Here is a 14,748-nt window from a genome sequence, read left to right as displayed (position 1 = left end):
CGCCGCTGCGCCTACACGCAGAAGCCAGTTTCAGACGGCCTTTGTTTATTACCGAATCTTTAGTTGTTGTACGACGTGAAGGAATAGGTCGAAGTCTCGCCCGAAGCCAACACTGCCGTGCCTTTAAATTCGGCTTCGTTGAAGTCGTCGCCGAACCAGTCAATACTGCCGTCCGCCGCCAGTACGGCATGGGGGATATGCAGGATGCCGGTCTCGCCGGTAACGCGATTGCGGCCGTCGACGTAGATTTCCAAGTCCAATTTAGACAAGGTAGCGGCAGAGACTTTGTAGCCGCCGGAATCGCGGGTTTTGTAGTCGACGGTGATGTTTTCGCCATCGTTGACGGTATCTGCGACCGGCAGGATGGTAATCATGCCCAAGGTGGCATTAATGTCCAAATGCTTGGCATCAACATTGGCGTTTGACTTGTTTTTGACTTTGACGGTAGCCGGGTCGATGTTGCCGTTTGCCAGTTTGTACGCCATGCCTTTTTTCCCGATGGTCACGGTCTCACCGGTAACGGTCTCCGCCGTAGCCGCGATGACGGCGGCTTCGCCCATCAAAGCCAATGCCAAATTGTCTTTATCGAAAGTATCGAGCTTCAGACCGATTTCGGTAGGCTTGACGGTTTTCAGGCTGTCCAATGCGCTGCCGTAAGTGCCTTTTTGCTTGGACACGCGCTCTTTGGTTTCCACGCTGGTTTGCGTGGTCAGGGCGGTGGTATTGCCGATGTCGATAAAGCCCGAACCTTTTTGATTGAGGTTGCGTACCTTGACATCGCCCTCAAAGATTAAGCCGTGGTCGTTTTGTTTTGCCATGTGGCAGCTCCTTTAGTTTGCCGCCTGCACGGTGTCGCAGGCGAATGAAATGGGGTAAAAAGCAAAGCCGTCGTTGTATTCGATGGATGGCGAGGCGATGCGACGGAAGGGGGTAACGGCATATTCGTCGCCCGCATCCCAGCCTGAAAACGCCCGTTGGATTGCCGTCAGGGTCTCGCCGACCTCGTACAGCGTGGATTTGCCGTTGGCGGTATAGCTTCGTGCGAGGACGAAGGTAAAGTGCAGCGTCGATTTCAGGTATTTGCCGTTTTTCGCTTCGTCGGCAAAGGTCGAGCCGCCGTAAACGACATAGACCGCGCCGTCCAGCGGTGCGGCTTTGCGCTTCGCCATGCCTTGGGCGAGCAGCTCGGCAAGTTCGCCGATCTCCTTGACCGCCTTAATGCCTTTGACGGTTTTCAGACGGCCTAGGATTTCGGGATAGACCGCCAATAAGTTTTCATGCTGTTTTAAAGCCATATCAGACAATCAATCCTTCCAGCCAATCGGACATTAAATCGTCAATGTCCTGATAATCTTGCGAAGACAAGCCCAAAAACGGACGCGCCGGCATGGTTTTCGTGCCTTCCTGCACATAAACCGAGTAGCCCATTACCGAGCCGGTAATCACACTTTTTGCCGATGCCTCGTGCGTAATGCTTGCCAAGAGGTTGCCGTGGTCCACCAAAATCCCGCCGCGTCCATTTTTGGCTTGTGCCGTAGCGGGGCTGACATCCTGCCAGCGTTTGCCGTCAGGCGCGGTTTTGGTTTCGGCGATACGACGGCGGGTCGAGGATTCGAGGATGCCGCCGATGGCGCGCAAAGGTTCTTCAAGGCTGCCCGTTAATTTGCCCGACAGACGGCTCAGGCTTTGGGCGATGCGCGATAAATTGTGTGATACCGTAATCCGCATCGCTTACTCCTTCAGCCATTCGCGAAGATCGGGCATTTCGTTGACATAAACGGCACACGTTGACGGTCTGCGGTCATCCGATACGCGGCTTTCATCCAGCATATTCGGATTTTTGACGACCATCTTCAGCCAAGTGATTGCTGACTGATAACGCTCTTCGACAATGCCTGTTACCGCGTCGTCGTAGAGGTAGTAGCGAGCGATGTCGCAGACTTTGATTTTCAAAACCTGCGGCGCAGTGTCGTTGGTAAAAAACAGTTTCGCCGCCCGAAGGTAGCTTGCCGCTTCTTCTTCCGCATCCGCAATCGCCGCCGCCATTACTGCTTCGTCTATGGTTTCGTAGTTTTCATGGTTCGACCGCTCTGCCATTTCCTGCTCGCCAAAGCGGGTAATCATGTCTTGGATGGTAATCATGCCGTCCTCCGTTTTCAGACGACCTTTAAAACTGCCTTAAAGGCCGTCTGAAATCCGTTTAAGACATGGTCAGCGTTGCCAACAACTCGGGGCGCAGCGCAATCGGCAATGGGTTGGATTGCATATGCAGGCTCCAGCCTTTGTCGTGCTGCAATTTCTCGCGGCTGGCGTAATACGGCAGGGCGCGGGTGTTGACGGTGGCGTTCATATCGGCGGGCGCGAAATACTCTTTGTAGAGATTACGGCCGACCGGCAGCAGAATGGCTTTGTCCGCACCGATGTCGGCGTCGCTGCCGAAGTGGTTGGCGTATTCGATAAAGCGGATGCCTTTGTGGATAAATTCCGTTGGATTGAGCGTATCGCCTTCGCGGTAGGCGCGTGCCTCATCGTAGCGTTTGTACACCTCGAAGATGGACTTATGCTCTTTGAGCGCACTCAAAAACTCCATGCCGCAATAGACAACCCAGCCGCGCACTTGCGCACCGTTGAATTTTTGGCGTTGTTCGGACAAGAGCTTGTCCAATACCGCGCCGACTTTGGTCGTGTCTTTCGACAATTCGATGTCTTGTGTTTTGCGCTGCACTTTGAAATCGGTATTGATATCCAAAATCACGCTGCCGTCCGCATCCAAAATCTTGCCTTGCAACGCGCCGAGCATCAGGTGCTCACGGGTGTATTCAAGGTCGGATTTTCCGCCGACCAGCTTTTCGTTGACCTTGTCCATGACGGTCGCGGCTTGGGTCGTGCCGAAAGCACGCAGGTTTTGTACGTCATCGGCACGGATGACGTCATGAATCGGCAGGTGTGGGATTTTGACGGTACGCACGGTGCGTTTCGGACTTTCGACCGCCTGGCCGGCCGTGCCGCGCTCTTTGCTGGCTACCAAGTGGACTTTGCCGTCTTGGAACTCAATGTCGGCGTAGGTGGTGGTCAAATATTCGGGTTCGAAAATACCCAGTTCGCGGATTTGGCTTGCGCCCGGGTCGATTTTGTTGACGGCGGTGGTCAAAGCCTGCACGCCAAATTTGCTGTTGTCAGATAAAGGCATATTTTTTTCCTTATTTCAAATAATTAAGCATCAGATGCACCGAATTTCGGCAGGTTTACGTAAACAATTCCATACGCGTCACCTTCTTTTTTCATAACCGCGTCGGACTGGAATGCAGCTTTAGCTTGGATAAAAATATCCTTACACTCAATGATGCAATTGAGCGGCTGAACAATAACTTTCCCATCAGCTTCATCTGTTAAAGCAACAAGTTTTTTATTGCGTAGCGGATACGTCACAAAACTACCCGCTTTAGTACCGGCATCGGCAGCAACAGCCACACGCGTCAACGGCGTCGCTTCGTATTTCAAAAAATCGGAGACAACAGGGCCGAGGATTTCGGTTTTGGATTTAGACATAAGCGCCTCCCAATAAGCCTTTGTGGCTGGCTACGGAAAACTTGCCCTCCGCCTCGCCGGTGTGTTCGGATCCGCCTTTGCCTGCGCCTTCGCTCAACAGCGCGGCCGGTACGGCAGACGGGGCGGCTTTCGGCGTCAAATCGGCAATCATGGCTTCCGCCGCTTCGATATCGGCAGACAAAAGTACGGTCATGGTTGCGTCGGACAAGCCTTCAAACTTGCCGTTTTCGCCTTCCTTAAAGCCGGCGGCGGACAATTTCGCCTTGACTTGGTTTTTCTTGGCAGCCGCTTCGGCTTCTTTCAGCTTTTTCTCGGCTTCGGCTTTTTCAGCCTTGAGCGTATCGACTTCCGCTTTCAGGTTGTCAAACGCTTGCTTTTCTTCGGGTGTCATAGATAACTCCAAAGGTTGTTTAAAAATATCCGGCAAGGGGCTGCCGTCCGACAACACCACCGCCTCCGTCTCGCCATCTACACCGACGGCGGTAAACGATACTTCGCGTATCGCACAACGGCGCAGAATGACGGCCGGCCCCGTTACTTCGTTGCCGTTGACGGACAATACCGCACCCGCCGCCAGCTCCTCGTAGGATTCCGCCTGCGCGTAAACCGACATTTCCCACGGGAAACCTTGGTCGGCGGCTTCGGCGATCTGCGTGCCAAACTCGTTGGACAACAGACTGCCCTCGGCAATCAGCCCTTCTGCCGTTACCGACAGGCTGCACACGCCCGCCATTTTCAGCGGCGAATGCTCCAGCAGGACGGGGACGGACGCTTTGTGCGACAGATCCGCCAAATCGACGACGGTTGGATAACCGCCGTAACCGAACGGCTTGCCCGAATTGGCGACGCCTTTAAAGGTACGCACATCATCCGCACGGGTCGCCAAGGCAACCGGCAGCGCGGCGGACAATTTGATATTGAGGGGTGATGTTTTCGTATTCATAGCCGCCATTGTGCAACGCATGACGGCAAACAGACGGCGGCATGACTTCACTTTGCTACCCAAAATGAAAAAGGCCGCCCGAAACCGTATTTCAGGTTTCAGACGACCTTTGAAAATCCTCATGCGTAAAATATGAAAATACCCACTTTAAAACCGCTTTAGAATCGCGTCAGATTGATTTTTAAGATTTCGGCGGGGGTTTGCCTATCTTTAGCGTCCGACCCGCTTAAAATCGCAAATTTAAGGCATATCCCAAAATGCAGGCGGCGGCGGTTTGAAAAACGTTTTCAGAGGGCTTTTAGGGCTGTGTCAGATTGCATTTAAACTCTCGGACATATCTTTGCCTACCCCGACCGATAAAACGCGCTAAAACGCGAAATTTGAGCGACTATGAAAAAAGGTCGTCTGAAACGGTTTCAGACGACCTTCGGGTTATACAGGTTTAAATCTCGGATCAGCTTCTAGGGCGGTTTTCAAATCGGCTTTGTAGGGCTTAATCCACTCGGACTTTTCTGCCGCCTCAAGTATCCATCCGTACACATTGGCAAATGCCTGCGCGGACAAATCCGCAATCGAAAATACGCAGCCCGAAAACTCGCCCTGCATTTGCTCGGCTGCTTCCTTGTCGATTTCGGCAAGGCGCGGGTACAGATAGTCCAACAATTCGGACGGGGCGGTTTTCCCGCCTAAAAATACTTTTACCTCGCGGCTGACATACAGTTCAGACGGCATGACTTACTCCGATATTTTTACCAATAAGCGGACTTTATCCCGCTGTTCTTTCGGTAATGATAACACATACTGCAACAATTTATGCCGGTTTGCCGCATTCAGGTGGCGCAAATCAAGCGGGACAATATCAGCTTTATCAAAATGCTCCTGTATCTTGTCAACCTTAGTATTCCACGCCCCGGTGGTGTGTGCAAAATAACGGTTCATCAATTCCGCACGGTCGGGATTTTCGGTAAACATAAAATCCAGTTTTACCCATTCCTCGCGGGGCAGGTCGTCTGAAACAATCAGGTAATCGGCTTGACCCTTACCTTTCTCCACGGGCAAATCGAACACTTCTAACCTGTCCCCCGTTTCAGCCTGCCACGCTGCCGCAGCTCTCGCTTCGTGGTCTTTGGTATTGTTGGCAGACTGCTCTTTTGTCAGCCTGCGCAATTCTTTTCCCGATACCTTGTCCGGCAAAGCCAACACCGCCACTTTGTCAGACGGCACGCTGTACCGTTTGTCCAGCCACGCCTCGCGCTCGGCAATCATGGCGGCCAGTGCCTCTTCGCCGTTTCTCTCGCCAAACAGCGCGTCCATTGCGCCCAATCGGTCGCCGTGGTTATGCGCAAAGCTCGGCGTGATGTCGTCGGGAATCAATACCGTTTTGCCCGTGCGCGGATTGGTAAACTCGACCATATCCACATCAGGCTCGCCGCTGATGCCCTCGCGCTCCGCCTGCCGACGGGTCAGGGCGGACACCGAACATTTACAACCGTAGCCGTTGGGCGGGAAGATGACTTTCCAAATGTCGTGATCGACCGGCAGGACTAGGCCGTAGTAGCGTTTATGGCTGTCGCGCGGATGCCCTGCGGCGGAATGGTTATAGCGCAAATACGGCAGGGCTTTTTTGTTTGCCTGTATCCGCTGCCACTGCCCCGCCGCAAAGGCGGTTTGCATATTGGTATTGAAAATGGTTTTCAGACGGCGCGTGCTGCCGAGCTGTACCAATTTCGGCTCGCCGTCCAGCGGGTCGGTCATCACTTGCTCGCCCCACCAGCCTTTAGCCATCAAATACGGTTTTAAACGCTTTTTAAAATCGGCAAACGCCGTGCCGTTTTGCTGCGCGGATTCGATGGCGTCTTTGACTTCGGCGAGCATATCCGCGTCCATCATCTTGGCGACGGTAAAGGCAAGGCTGTGTTGATACAGCCAAACATCGTAATGACTGAAACCCGCAAGGATTTTCTTGGATTTGAAATGCTCGAAAGCGGCTTTATCGACCAGCCCTGCGAAGTTGTATTCAATCCCGTCCATCGTCCGCTCCGTCAGCCCAAGCCGAAAGGCCGTCTGAAACCAAACGCTGGATCAAGAGATTGTCGCCCTTGCTCAAATCAAGTTCGGACAGCTTTGCCTCAAATTCGGCGTAGTCTTTGCAACCTTCCAACAAACCCAACACTGCTTCCATCTTCGGGCGGGCGATTGCCTGCTCCGCCGTATCAGGCGCATTGCGTGCAAGGCCGTCGGACAGTCGCAGGCTGAATTTGGCGGGCGCAGGGTTTTCAGACGACGCTTTCGGGTCGCGCAGCTCGAAATGTTCCGGCTCAAAGCCCAAGATGTCGCGGTAGTAGGTTTCGGTCAACACGAGCTGCCCCGTATCCATATACATCTTGTCGCGTTCGGCGCGGGTTTTATCGACCTTGATTTCGTCTTCGAACTCAAACCACACGCCCTTGGGCGCATTAATCGGCTTGCCATAGGCGTTGTTGACCATCACAAGCGCGTCGATAAAGTGCTGTGCAGCGCGGGAGAGCAGAGCGAGATACGCGCCGATGCGCTCGTCGCGGTTGTTTTCTTCGGTTTCCTGACTGGCGCGGCTGGCGGTCTCAAGGTCGCTGGTTTTTACTTTGCCTAACAGTGTTTTTTGGATACGCGCATTGGCAAGGTTTTCCAGTCGGCGGAATGCCTGACCATCCGCGCTGTTTTGCAGCATCATCACATCGTCTTCGCGTTCGATACTCAACGCGCCGCCGGAAACAAAGCGGTAAAATCGGCTCATGAAGCTGTCGTGGTCGTCGTTGCTGTTGGCTTGGATTTTGGCGATCAGATAAGGCTGGGCGTAGCGCGTAATAAATTGCGCCGCGTAGATAAAGCCTTTTTTACGCAACGCAACGGGCGCATACAGTCGCGCCGCTGCCATTTCGCCCGCAGGATTGGTCGATGTTGCGCGGTGGGCAATAAAGAGATACAGCACGTCCGTATTACAAGTTTCTTCTCCGCTGCTGCCGCGATACACCAGCGAGCCGTCGAGGTAGGGGATATATTTCGCCAGTTCGCCGCTTTTGTTGCTGATATGCTTAATCGTCAAAAAGCCGTCGGGTTCGGGCTGATAAACATACCGACCGACACCGTATCCGCCCAAACGCGCCGTCAACACGATTTCGGCAAGTACGGGCAGATGGCGTTTCAGCGTTTTCCATAGACGGTCTTTATCTTCGTCGCTCAAGTCCTCGCCATAAATGCGCCACGCCTTGTTCTGCATGGCGGAATGCAAATCCTCCAAACAGGCAGCCACCTCGTCATCGCTTACCACCGCGTCCAATGCCTGCTGCCTGTCCACGCCGAGGCGAGATAGTAGAGAGTCCGTGCCTTCCATATTAGAAAACAGGCTTTCCAACGCATCTTCAGTCGCGCTCGTCAATGTCTTGATGGCTGTTTTCCGCGTTGCGCTTTTAATCAATCCGAACATATTTTTAAATCTCCAACATCGGTGCAGGCAAATCAATCGCCCGCGCCCTGTTTGACACATTGCCCGTCGTCGCCGCCATCCACAGCATATGCAACGCATCGGGGCCATCGTCGTGGTCGGCTTTCGGGAAATGGCGCAACTGGCTAATCAGCGTCTTTTGGTCGGGACTGAGCAAAATCAGCCCGTTTGCCATGTGCGGTTGCAAGGTCTCAATCCGCAACATCTTGTCCGAAGACGGCTTGATACCGCGCACCGGAATATGCACACCCGACCGCGCCCCGCGCTTAATCAGCTCGTCCTTGAGAAACTCTTGGAATTGCACCGTCTCAACCACCCACAATACCGGCTTGACCCGCGCCTCTTTTTGAATGCGGATCACGTCCTCAATAATCAAATCGGGCAGGCGTTTTTTGACTTGGGCAACAGTTACAAACAAACGGCCTGTTGATTTCTGATAACCACCGACCAAAATCGCCGACGGGTCACGCCCCGCGCCCGCCTTACCCAATGACGGGTCGAGCGCGCCGTAATACACCAAATCGTCGGGCAGTTCAGACCAGTATTTGATGTTTTCGGCAAACGGCGCATCTTCGCCGCTGACCGGGTCGTTTTGATACTCGCTGTCAAATGTCGCATGACCGTCACGGGCGCGGATTTTCATCAGCGCGAGTACGCCGCGAGCCGCCCAGCTTGTTTGCGCGCCGCGTTCCATCTCGTCTTTGTGCGCCTGATAAAACGCTTCGGCTACCGCCGCGCCGTCATTGCGATAAAGCTCCTCCCATCTATCCCACAAATCCATGCGGTCAGGCCAGCGTTTCATCGCCTTGAATTTGCGCGTACTCCAAAACGGGTTATTTAACGTGCGGCTCAACACGCTGTCGTAATGCAAAATCGTGCCGATATAAATCACGTCAAACTTGGTACCGACCGCGCCCAACGGCAAGACGGTTTGTTTAAGCCACATTTCCAGCTTGTCGCGCTGGTCGGGGTTACGCACCATCTCGTCGTTTTCGATATCGTCAAGGATGGCAAGGTCGGGGCGGAATGCACCATGCACCATGCCACGCATTTTCTTACCCGAGCCGAAGACTTGGATTTTGACGTTGGATGCGGTAACAATCGTCCCCGCCTGCCAAACCCGACCTTGTCCGCACATCTCAGGAAAGTCGGTTTTTAAACGCGGGTTAAATTCAAGTTCCGCCTTGATGGCTTCCAGCATCGGATAGGCTTGGTCGATACTGTCCATCGCGATGACGATAAACTTTTTTGCGCCGGTGATGACCGTCCAAAGCGAGAACAAGCGCGTAACCAGCGTCGATTTCGCCTCGCCGCGCGGGGCGGCATCCGCCTCGTTGATGCCTTCGGGCTGTCGTATGATTTCGGGCAGGCGGGAAAACAGAAATTCATGCAGTTCCGACTTTTCAGACGACCTGACGTAATGAGGGAAGTAGGTATTGACGAAATATTCGTAACCATGCACAGGGTCTAATACTTTCGCCCGACGCTCAGCAATGGCTGCCGGTGACGCATCAAAGCCGTCCGCCTCCGCCTCGATGGTTTGGCGGAGTTGGGCGGCGTATTCGGCAAGCGACTTTAAAAACTCTTTGGACTTCATGTTTTATTCGTAATAGTGGACAACCGGCTTTTTCAGCGGCTTTTGATTAACCATGAAACAAAAGGGCAACGGCTCTCCCGTTTTCATTTCATTCATGGACGACATAAAGTAAAAAAACTGGTCGGCCAGCCAAAACAACGGCTCCAGCTTATAGCGTGGTGCGACAACAGGAGTTTCACTTTCCCAATCGGCAATCCAAATCGGGCAAAATAAAAACCAGCCCTTATGCGTGTATTCAACTTTTTGCATATCGCTTACCTGTATTTCTTTTCAATTTCCACGCCCAACGGCTCAACCAACTCGACAAAAGCCTGTAAGTGTTGCGGGTATCGCTCCTTGACCACTTCGCCGAACAATTCCAACACCTCAATCGCCGTCGCCAGTTTTGACGTTTCCGGCATCACTTTGGCGTTTGCCGCCACGGTCTTGGTAAACGCATCCGACAGGCTCGCCAACAATTTGGCGCGCTCGGACGGCATCAGCTCCTCGACCGACGTGTCTTGCAACATTGTCATCGTTGACTGGTACTGCACCAAAAAACCCGCCAGCAGCGAGCGGCTCAAGTCTTCGATGCCTCCGCCAGCCAGCGTGTAGGCGGCGCGTACTTTGTCCCAATCGTCGCCGGTCTCTTTGGCGGCGCGTTTCCAGCTACGGGCGGTCGCAGTCGGGATTTCGCACATCATCGCCGCGATTTCGAGTGTTTGCCCGTCGCTGACGTACAGTCGGCGCAGCTTTTCGCGGATTTCTTTCGGGTGTGCCATATCAGCCCCCGAACTTGGCTCGCAGCAGCTCCCAGCCGGTCGTTACAATCACGCCGCCGAGACCGCCATAAACCGCAGCAGATTTCTTGCAGTCTTTCTTAATTTGCTGCAATTCCTCGTCCATGCGCGCCTGATTGGCAAGCAGGTCATCCTGCTTGGCTTCGATACGCGCCAAGGCTTCTAAAATCGGGTCGCTCATGATTTGTCTGCTTTCCTGTCCAATTTTTCGTTTACTTTTTCTAACTTGTTTTCGATGCGTCCCAACGAAGCCGCAATATTGTCGCGGTCTGCCTTGGCATCTTGCTTGGTGTGATAAGAGAGCTTGACCGCGTGCAGCTCCTCTTTAAGGTCGTCGATACGCTTATCCGCCTCTTTCAGACGGCCTGAAATGCCGTTGACCCAAAACCAAAACGCCGCCGTTGCAATCGGCCACAGGGTCTTAAATCCAAATTCAAAATCCATTCAAAACCCCTTTAAACCGGCACGTCGCCGAATACGATACGGACGGAGTAGCCGTCGGGATGACGGCTTGCCACCTCGAATTTGCCATCTCCTGAAAAAATCAGGTAATACGGCGACACCGCAGAATAGACAGCCGCTTGCGCGTTGCCGTCAAACTCCACACAAAAGGTCGTCTGAAAATCCTTATCCATACGCACTGCGTACTCAATGCCTGCCTTATCCAACAGTTCGGAAACATGAATGACAAACGGCTCTTGCTCGCGTGCGCGGCTTAAGCCCAATTCCAAGTCCGCATGGCGGCAGGCGACCGTGCGTTGTACTAACTCACGATAAGTCGTCATCGCGCGCCCTCCGAACCGTCAACTTCCGCTTGACTGTTGACCCAGTCGCGCCAAGCCTGATTTTGGTTTTCCAGCTCCGCCACATAGCCGCCAAACTCGGCGGCGTGTTCCAACAGCGTGGCCGTCTTGCCGTCTTTCGGCGGATTCGGGCGCACCGGCGCGACCATCAGTGCAGCAGGCGGGGTCGGCATGACCGCCTTTTCGACAACCTTAATTTCCGTAGCCGAGGGCGCGGTTGTAGAGCTGCAGGCCGTGAGAGCCAAAGCCGTCAATACAATTACCGCCTGCTTTTTGGCGGTCTTGAGTAAGCGCATTTTCGATTTCCTTTTTGTTTTGCGTTTTCAGGCGGCTTACTTCCGCCTGCTTTTGTGCCAATTCCACGCCGACGGCGTGCGCCTTGGCTTCAGATTGTTTTGCTTCCGCGCGTGCCTGTTCCAGCTCGCGCGCATAGTTTTGAGCCGACAACAGCAGGGCTTGCGCTTTGTCTTTTTCCATCTTGTCGATGACCGCTTGCTGCTTCGTAAAAGCCGACTTGTAGCCTTGATGGTGCGACACCGCCAAACCCGTGCCGACAAGCGCGATGATAGCAATTGGTTGCCAGTTATTCGCCAGCAGTTTCACGAGATTCATTCTCGGCCTCCTGACGTTTGACGCTGACAAACGAACGTGCCACCGCATAGCCGCCCACAATGCCCAAATACACCGCCCAAATCTCCGCCGACGGATCGGGCAACATCACAAACTTAAAAGTACCAGCCGCGCAGGCAACGTTTGCCCACAGTTTCGAGTGCGACACATTGCCTGTCGCAGGGTTTTTAAAAATATCCAAAATACGCATCTTAATAACCATCCCAACCGTCAATCATATTTCTTACTTTCTCGCCTTGCGTTTACGCGCCGCGCGTTTGGCTGCCGCCACGCCCGACTTACCCGGGCGCATAGACGGATGTTGTTTCAAATAGCCAATATTGGCAGGCTTAATCTCAAATTCAGGCATCTGCGGTTTCAAGACAGACAGAGCCAAAGCAATCAAAGACTTTTTCATACCTTCACCGCTCCCAATTCCATCGCAATCGCGTCGGCAATCGCGCGGCAGATGCCCCATTTTGTAGCCTTAAACAAGGCTAAATCAGCATCGTTGCTGATAAAAAACGGCTCAAACACAATGCCGCCGTTCTGCGCATAAGCAAGGCGGGAATGTTGCCCTGCGTTATCCGGCTTAAAGCCGTCTTCGCCGCGCAGTTTCCAGCCTGTCGCCTTGGCAACAGCCTTGCTCAATACCTGACACCAGCGTTTGTTTTTCGGCGTGGACAAGGCTTCAATGCCTGTCGCCGCCTTACTGACGGCTGCGTTGGTGTGAAACTCAATCGCCACATCCGAGCCACGAATCAGTTTTACAGCCTCGCGCAGCGGCATATTGCCTTTGCCCGTGCCGTCGGTTTTAACGGTCAAGCCGTAGTCATCGCGCAAAATAGAAGCCACGATATTGCGCATATCCTGCGCCAAGTCCGCCTCACGGTCGCTGCCGTTGACTGCGCCCGGGTCTGTATTGCTGTGTCCAGCGGTTAAAGTTACGGTTTTGCCCATTCATAATCTCCAAAAAAGGTTGATTGCATAACATTTGAAAACCCCATTAAACCTTTTCAGACGACCCCCAAGCCCCGTCAGGCTTGCATTCAGCGGAATACAGGCAAAAAAATCCCTGCACAAAGCAGGGAAAAAAGGTCTATTCAAACACACAAGGAAAACAAAACCATCATGCCGCAAACAAATCAGCCTGCGCCCTTGCCACCGCCTCGCGGTCGGCCTCTTTTAGGATGTATCGGATATTTCGTGTTGACAGCTTATGCGCCAACACCAGCTCGCGCACAATAAACAAATCGCTCAAACCTTCCGCGCTCATCGCATCATATTGGCGGCGGATGAACCGGTTGCGAAGTTCGCGCATCGCATCCCAGCAGCGCGGAATCGCCAAGAAAGGCTGCCCGACATAAGCACGCTCCAACCGTCCCGCTGCTTCTTCGCCGATGTCATCGACCAGTTGAGCGTGTAAGATGCGGCTCTGACGCGTATTGCGGCGGCGGTTGGAAATCGGATAATTCGTCCCGCCCCAAAACTTAACCATGTGAAACGCCGCCTCCAGCCCGATAACCGTAATCATCGCCACCACACTGTGAGGCAGCAGATGTTTCACATCCTCAAAGTCCTGCTCTGTCATCTCCCAGTTCAAACTCATCCCGTTTTCTCCTTTTTCTTGCGGTTCGCGCTAATCTGCAAAGCCGCCACCAACTTGTGCATATTGCCGTCGGACAACCATTCCACGCGGTCAACCTTAAACATCTTTTTCGCCGTACCGTGCGCATAATTCCAAGACCAGACGTTATCCAGCAGCAGGGCTTCGATTTTGCGCATCATCGGGTCGGCGGAAGAGCGGCGGTTCGGTCGTCGCCCCACCGTTTTTTTCGGCTGAAACCCATGTTGGCGCAAATCCTCGACCACGCGCTCCAGCTCAGGGATACTGCACTCCGTACACGACCGCTTGCCCGTCACGCGCTCCAACACCGCGCGATAGGTACCGTCGTCCAAGCCCAGCTCCTTTTGAGCAATCTTAATTTTCGCAATCAACGCCCGGCGCATTATCTCTCCATTACAACATATAGTATAAATTAGCGCATATTATACCAATAAAATACAATATATAGTATTAAGTCAATGTTTTTTTGCTAAACTGGCAGACACAAAAAAGCCCCCATTTGGGGGCTTTTGTTATAAAAATTTAATCACTACCGCCATCGTTGCCGCAACGGCTGATATCAATCCGGTAGCAATCATAATGGGATACCACCGAGCCTCTTGGGCTATTTTGACCGATTCCGCATTTATCTTATGCGCGTCTGCGATGATTTTTGCGATTTCGGCATCGACTTTTCTAAGTTCGGCCTGTTTCATTTCAGTATCCAATAAATCTTTCATTTTTTAAGTCCTTTTGGTTTTTCGGGCTTGCTTTGTGCTTCCCGATAAGTTTTATTATACGCGATATTTTCGCATAGTCAAGAATTATTTGAGCGTGTTTTGCAGCATGACCCACTTACGGTGCGGCATCCCAGAGTGATCCTTGGCATCAACCGGGGCGACCCAGTTTTGCACGGTGCGCAACGCCGTGCCAGTCCGTCGTCCAACCTCGGCAAGGGTCAGCCCGTATGTGTCCATCACAAATCTTAAATTTGCAGGGGTGTAGCCTGCTTCGGGATATTTCATTCGGCCTCCTATTTTGTTTTACAGCCCATCGCCATTGCTTCGGCAAAAACCGACAATTTGATTTTGTATTCCAATAAATCCGCCCCTTTTTTTGGGGCGGTCACTATAGGCTCAGTTCCGGTGGCAATCTGATCGGCAATATTGTCAATCTCTCTCTGCCTGAGTCGTATCAGGGCCAACAGATTTTCCGCTACCTCATCAGGCATGGCTCCCTCGCCGCTCTCCCAACGATTCCAGGCTCGCTCTGATACACCATCAGGACGGACAGATGTACAGGCGACAGATTTAGCAGCTTCTAAAACGGTTAAAAACAAAAGACGGCGGTACGCTTCAATGACGATGTGGTGCATAGTTTG

The 14,748-nt window shown here is 53.1% G+C and carries 26 protein-coding genes; all 26 read right to left on the bottom strand.

Features of this window, described 5'->3' with window-relative positions; genetic code table 11:
* Positions 1-59 precede the first annotated feature (59 nt).
* A complete protein-coding gene (locus HMPREF2596_RS09825; protein ID WP_070850909.1) occupies positions 60-818 on the bottom strand; it encodes a phage tail tube protein in 759 nt (252 codons plus the stop codon).
* Positions 819-830: 12 nt separating this feature from the next.
* Positions 831-1,295: a phage tail terminator protein gene (locus HMPREF2596_RS09820; RefSeq protein ID WP_070850908.1), complete on the bottom strand. Its 465-nt coding sequence runs from the start codon at positions 1,293-1,295 to the stop codon at positions 831-833.
* 1 nt (position 1,296) lies between these two features.
* Complete coding sequence (locus HMPREF2596_RS09815; protein WP_070850907.1) at positions 1,297-1,728, bottom strand: phage virion morphogenesis protein; 432 nt, start codon at positions 1,726-1,728, stop codon at positions 1,297-1,299.
* Positions 1,729-1,731: 3 nt separating this feature from the next.
* The gene (locus tag HMPREF2596_RS09810; protein WP_070850906.1) at positions 1,732-2,142 is read right to left on the bottom strand and encodes a phage protein Gp36 family protein; all 411 of its coding nucleotides are present in this window, start codon (positions 2,140-2,142) and stop codon (positions 1,732-1,734) included.
* A gap of 58 nt (positions 2,143-2,200) precedes the next feature.
* Positions 2,201-3,190, bottom strand: a complete 990-nt coding sequence (locus HMPREF2596_RS09805; RefSeq protein ID WP_070850905.1) for a major capsid protein — start codon at positions 3,188-3,190, stop codon at positions 2,201-2,203.
* Positions 3,191-3,213: 23 nt separating this feature from the next.
* A complete protein-coding gene (locus HMPREF2596_RS09800; RefSeq protein ID WP_070850904.1) occupies positions 3,214-3,549 on the bottom strand; it encodes an oxaloacetate decarboxylase alpha chain in 336 nt (111 codons plus the stop codon).
* Positions 3,542-4,492 carry a hypothetical protein gene (locus tag HMPREF2596_RS09795; RefSeq protein WP_283140429.1) on the bottom strand — a complete coding sequence of 317 codons (951 nt, stop codon included), beginning with the start codon at positions 4,490-4,492 and terminating at the stop codon, positions 3,542-3,544. The genes HMPREF2596_RS09800 and HMPREF2596_RS09795 overlap by 8 nt, the downstream gene beginning before the upstream one ends.
* Positions 4,493-4,924: 432 nt before the next feature.
* Positions 4,925-5,224, bottom strand: coding sequence for a hypothetical protein (locus HMPREF2596_RS09790; RefSeq protein WP_003741292.1), 300 nt, complete (start codon positions 5,222-5,224; stop codon positions 4,925-4,927).
* A 3-nt stretch (positions 5,225-5,227) separates the two neighbouring features.
* Complete coding sequence (locus HMPREF2596_RS09785; RefSeq protein WP_070850903.1) at positions 5,228-6,523, bottom strand: phage minor head protein; 1,296 nt, start codon at positions 6,521-6,523, stop codon at positions 5,228-5,230.
* Positions 6,510-7,955 (bottom strand): phage portal protein family protein, encoded by a 1,446-nt coding sequence (locus HMPREF2596_RS09780; protein WP_070850902.1) that lies wholly within the window; start codon positions 7,953-7,955, stop codon positions 6,510-6,512. Before HMPREF2596_RS09780 ends, HMPREF2596_RS09785 begins: the two co-directional genes overlap by 14 nt.
* A gap of 4 nt (positions 7,956-7,959) precedes the next feature.
* Entirely contained in the window at positions 7,960-9,570 is a 1,611-nt protein-coding gene (gene terL, locus HMPREF2596_RS09775; protein WP_070850901.1) for a phage terminase large subunit, read from the bottom strand.
* A 3-nt stretch (positions 9,571-9,573) separates the two neighbouring features.
* Positions 9,574-9,819 carry a hypothetical protein gene (locus HMPREF2596_RS09770; RefSeq protein ID WP_063076054.1) on the bottom strand — a complete coding sequence of 82 codons (246 nt, stop codon included), beginning with the start codon at positions 9,817-9,819 and terminating at the stop codon, positions 9,574-9,576.
* Positions 9,820-9,824: 5 nt separating this feature from the next.
* On the bottom strand, positions 9,825-10,331 hold the full coding sequence (locus tag HMPREF2596_RS09765) for a DUF1804 family protein (protein ID WP_070850900.1): 507 nt from the start codon (positions 10,329-10,331) through the stop codon (positions 9,825-9,827).
* A gap of 1 nt (position 10,332) precedes the next feature.
* Positions 10,333-10,530 carry a hypothetical protein gene (locus tag HMPREF2596_RS09760; protein WP_049227001.1) on the bottom strand — a complete coding sequence of 66 codons (198 nt, stop codon included), beginning with the start codon at positions 10,528-10,530 and terminating at the stop codon, positions 10,333-10,335.
* Positions 10,527-10,793: a hypothetical protein gene (locus tag HMPREF2596_RS09755; RefSeq protein ID WP_002253472.1), complete on the bottom strand. Its 267-nt coding sequence runs from the start codon at positions 10,791-10,793 to the stop codon at positions 10,527-10,529. Before HMPREF2596_RS09755 ends, HMPREF2596_RS09760 begins: the two co-directional genes overlap by 4 nt.
* Before the next feature lie 11 nt (positions 10,794-10,804).
* Positions 10,805-11,134 (bottom strand): hypothetical protein, encoded by a 330-nt coding sequence (locus HMPREF2596_RS09750; RefSeq protein WP_070850899.1) that lies wholly within the window; start codon positions 11,132-11,134, stop codon positions 10,805-10,807.
* Positions 11,131-11,448, bottom strand: a complete 318-nt coding sequence (locus tag HMPREF2596_RS11700; protein ID WP_349267284.1) for a hypothetical protein — start codon at positions 11,446-11,448, stop codon at positions 11,131-11,133. Before HMPREF2596_RS11700 ends, HMPREF2596_RS09750 begins: the two co-directional genes overlap by 4 nt.
* On the bottom strand, positions 11,345-11,764 hold the full coding sequence (locus HMPREF2596_RS09740) for a hypothetical protein (protein WP_070850898.1): 420 nt from the start codon (positions 11,762-11,764) through the stop codon (positions 11,345-11,347). Before HMPREF2596_RS09740 ends, HMPREF2596_RS11700 begins: the two co-directional genes overlap by 104 nt.
* Positions 11,736-11,972, bottom strand: coding sequence for a hypothetical protein (locus HMPREF2596_RS09735; protein ID WP_070850960.1), 237 nt, complete (start codon positions 11,970-11,972; stop codon positions 11,736-11,738). The genes HMPREF2596_RS09740 and HMPREF2596_RS09735 overlap by 29 nt, the downstream gene beginning before the upstream one ends.
* 33 nt (positions 11,973-12,005) lie before the next feature.
* On the bottom strand, positions 12,006-12,179 hold the full coding sequence (locus HMPREF2596_RS11435) for a hypothetical protein (RefSeq protein WP_168167176.1): 174 nt from the start codon (positions 12,177-12,179) through the stop codon (positions 12,006-12,008).
* Complete coding sequence (locus HMPREF2596_RS09730; protein WP_070850897.1) at positions 12,176-12,721, bottom strand: N-acetylmuramoyl-L-alanine amidase; 546 nt, start codon at positions 12,719-12,721, stop codon at positions 12,176-12,178. Before HMPREF2596_RS09730 ends, HMPREF2596_RS11435 begins: the two co-directional genes overlap by 4 nt.
* 169 nt (positions 12,722-12,890) lie before the next feature.
* Positions 12,891-13,370: a Mor transcription activator family protein gene (locus tag HMPREF2596_RS09725; protein WP_070850896.1), complete on the bottom strand. Its 480-nt coding sequence runs from the start codon at positions 13,368-13,370 to the stop codon at positions 12,891-12,893.
* On the bottom strand, positions 13,367-13,771 hold the full coding sequence (locus HMPREF2596_RS09720) for a gp16 family protein (RefSeq protein ID WP_070850895.1): 405 nt from the start codon (positions 13,769-13,771) through the stop codon (positions 13,367-13,369). The genes HMPREF2596_RS09725 and HMPREF2596_RS09720 overlap by 4 nt, the downstream gene beginning before the upstream one ends.
* 129 nt (positions 13,772-13,900) lie before the next feature.
* A complete protein-coding gene (locus HMPREF2596_RS09715; RefSeq protein ID WP_083325019.1) occupies positions 13,901-14,107 on the bottom strand; it encodes a hypothetical protein in 207 nt (68 codons plus the stop codon).
* An 84-nt stretch (positions 14,108-14,191) separates the two neighbouring features.
* The gene (locus tag HMPREF2596_RS09710) at positions 14,192-14,392 is read right to left on the bottom strand and encodes a helix-turn-helix domain-containing protein (protein ID WP_039405115.1); all 201 of its coding nucleotides are present in this window, start codon (positions 14,390-14,392) and stop codon (positions 14,192-14,194) included.
* Between the two features lie 8 nt (positions 14,393-14,400).
* Positions 14,401-14,742 carry an Aca2/YdiL-like domain-containing protein gene (locus tag HMPREF2596_RS09705; protein ID WP_070850894.1) on the bottom strand — a complete coding sequence of 114 codons (342 nt, stop codon included), beginning with the start codon at positions 14,740-14,742 and terminating at the stop codon, positions 14,401-14,403.
* Positions 14,743-14,748: the final 6 nt, after the last annotated feature.

The sequence above is a fragment of the Neisseria sp. HMSC078C12 genome (assembly GCF_001838065.1).
In the GTDB taxonomy this organism is placed as follows: Bacteria; Pseudomonadota; Gammaproteobacteria; order Burkholderiales; family Neisseriaceae; genus Neisseria.
The sequence above is the reverse complement of the archived record's forward strand: the minus strand, read 5'-3'. Positions and strand labels throughout refer to the sequence as shown.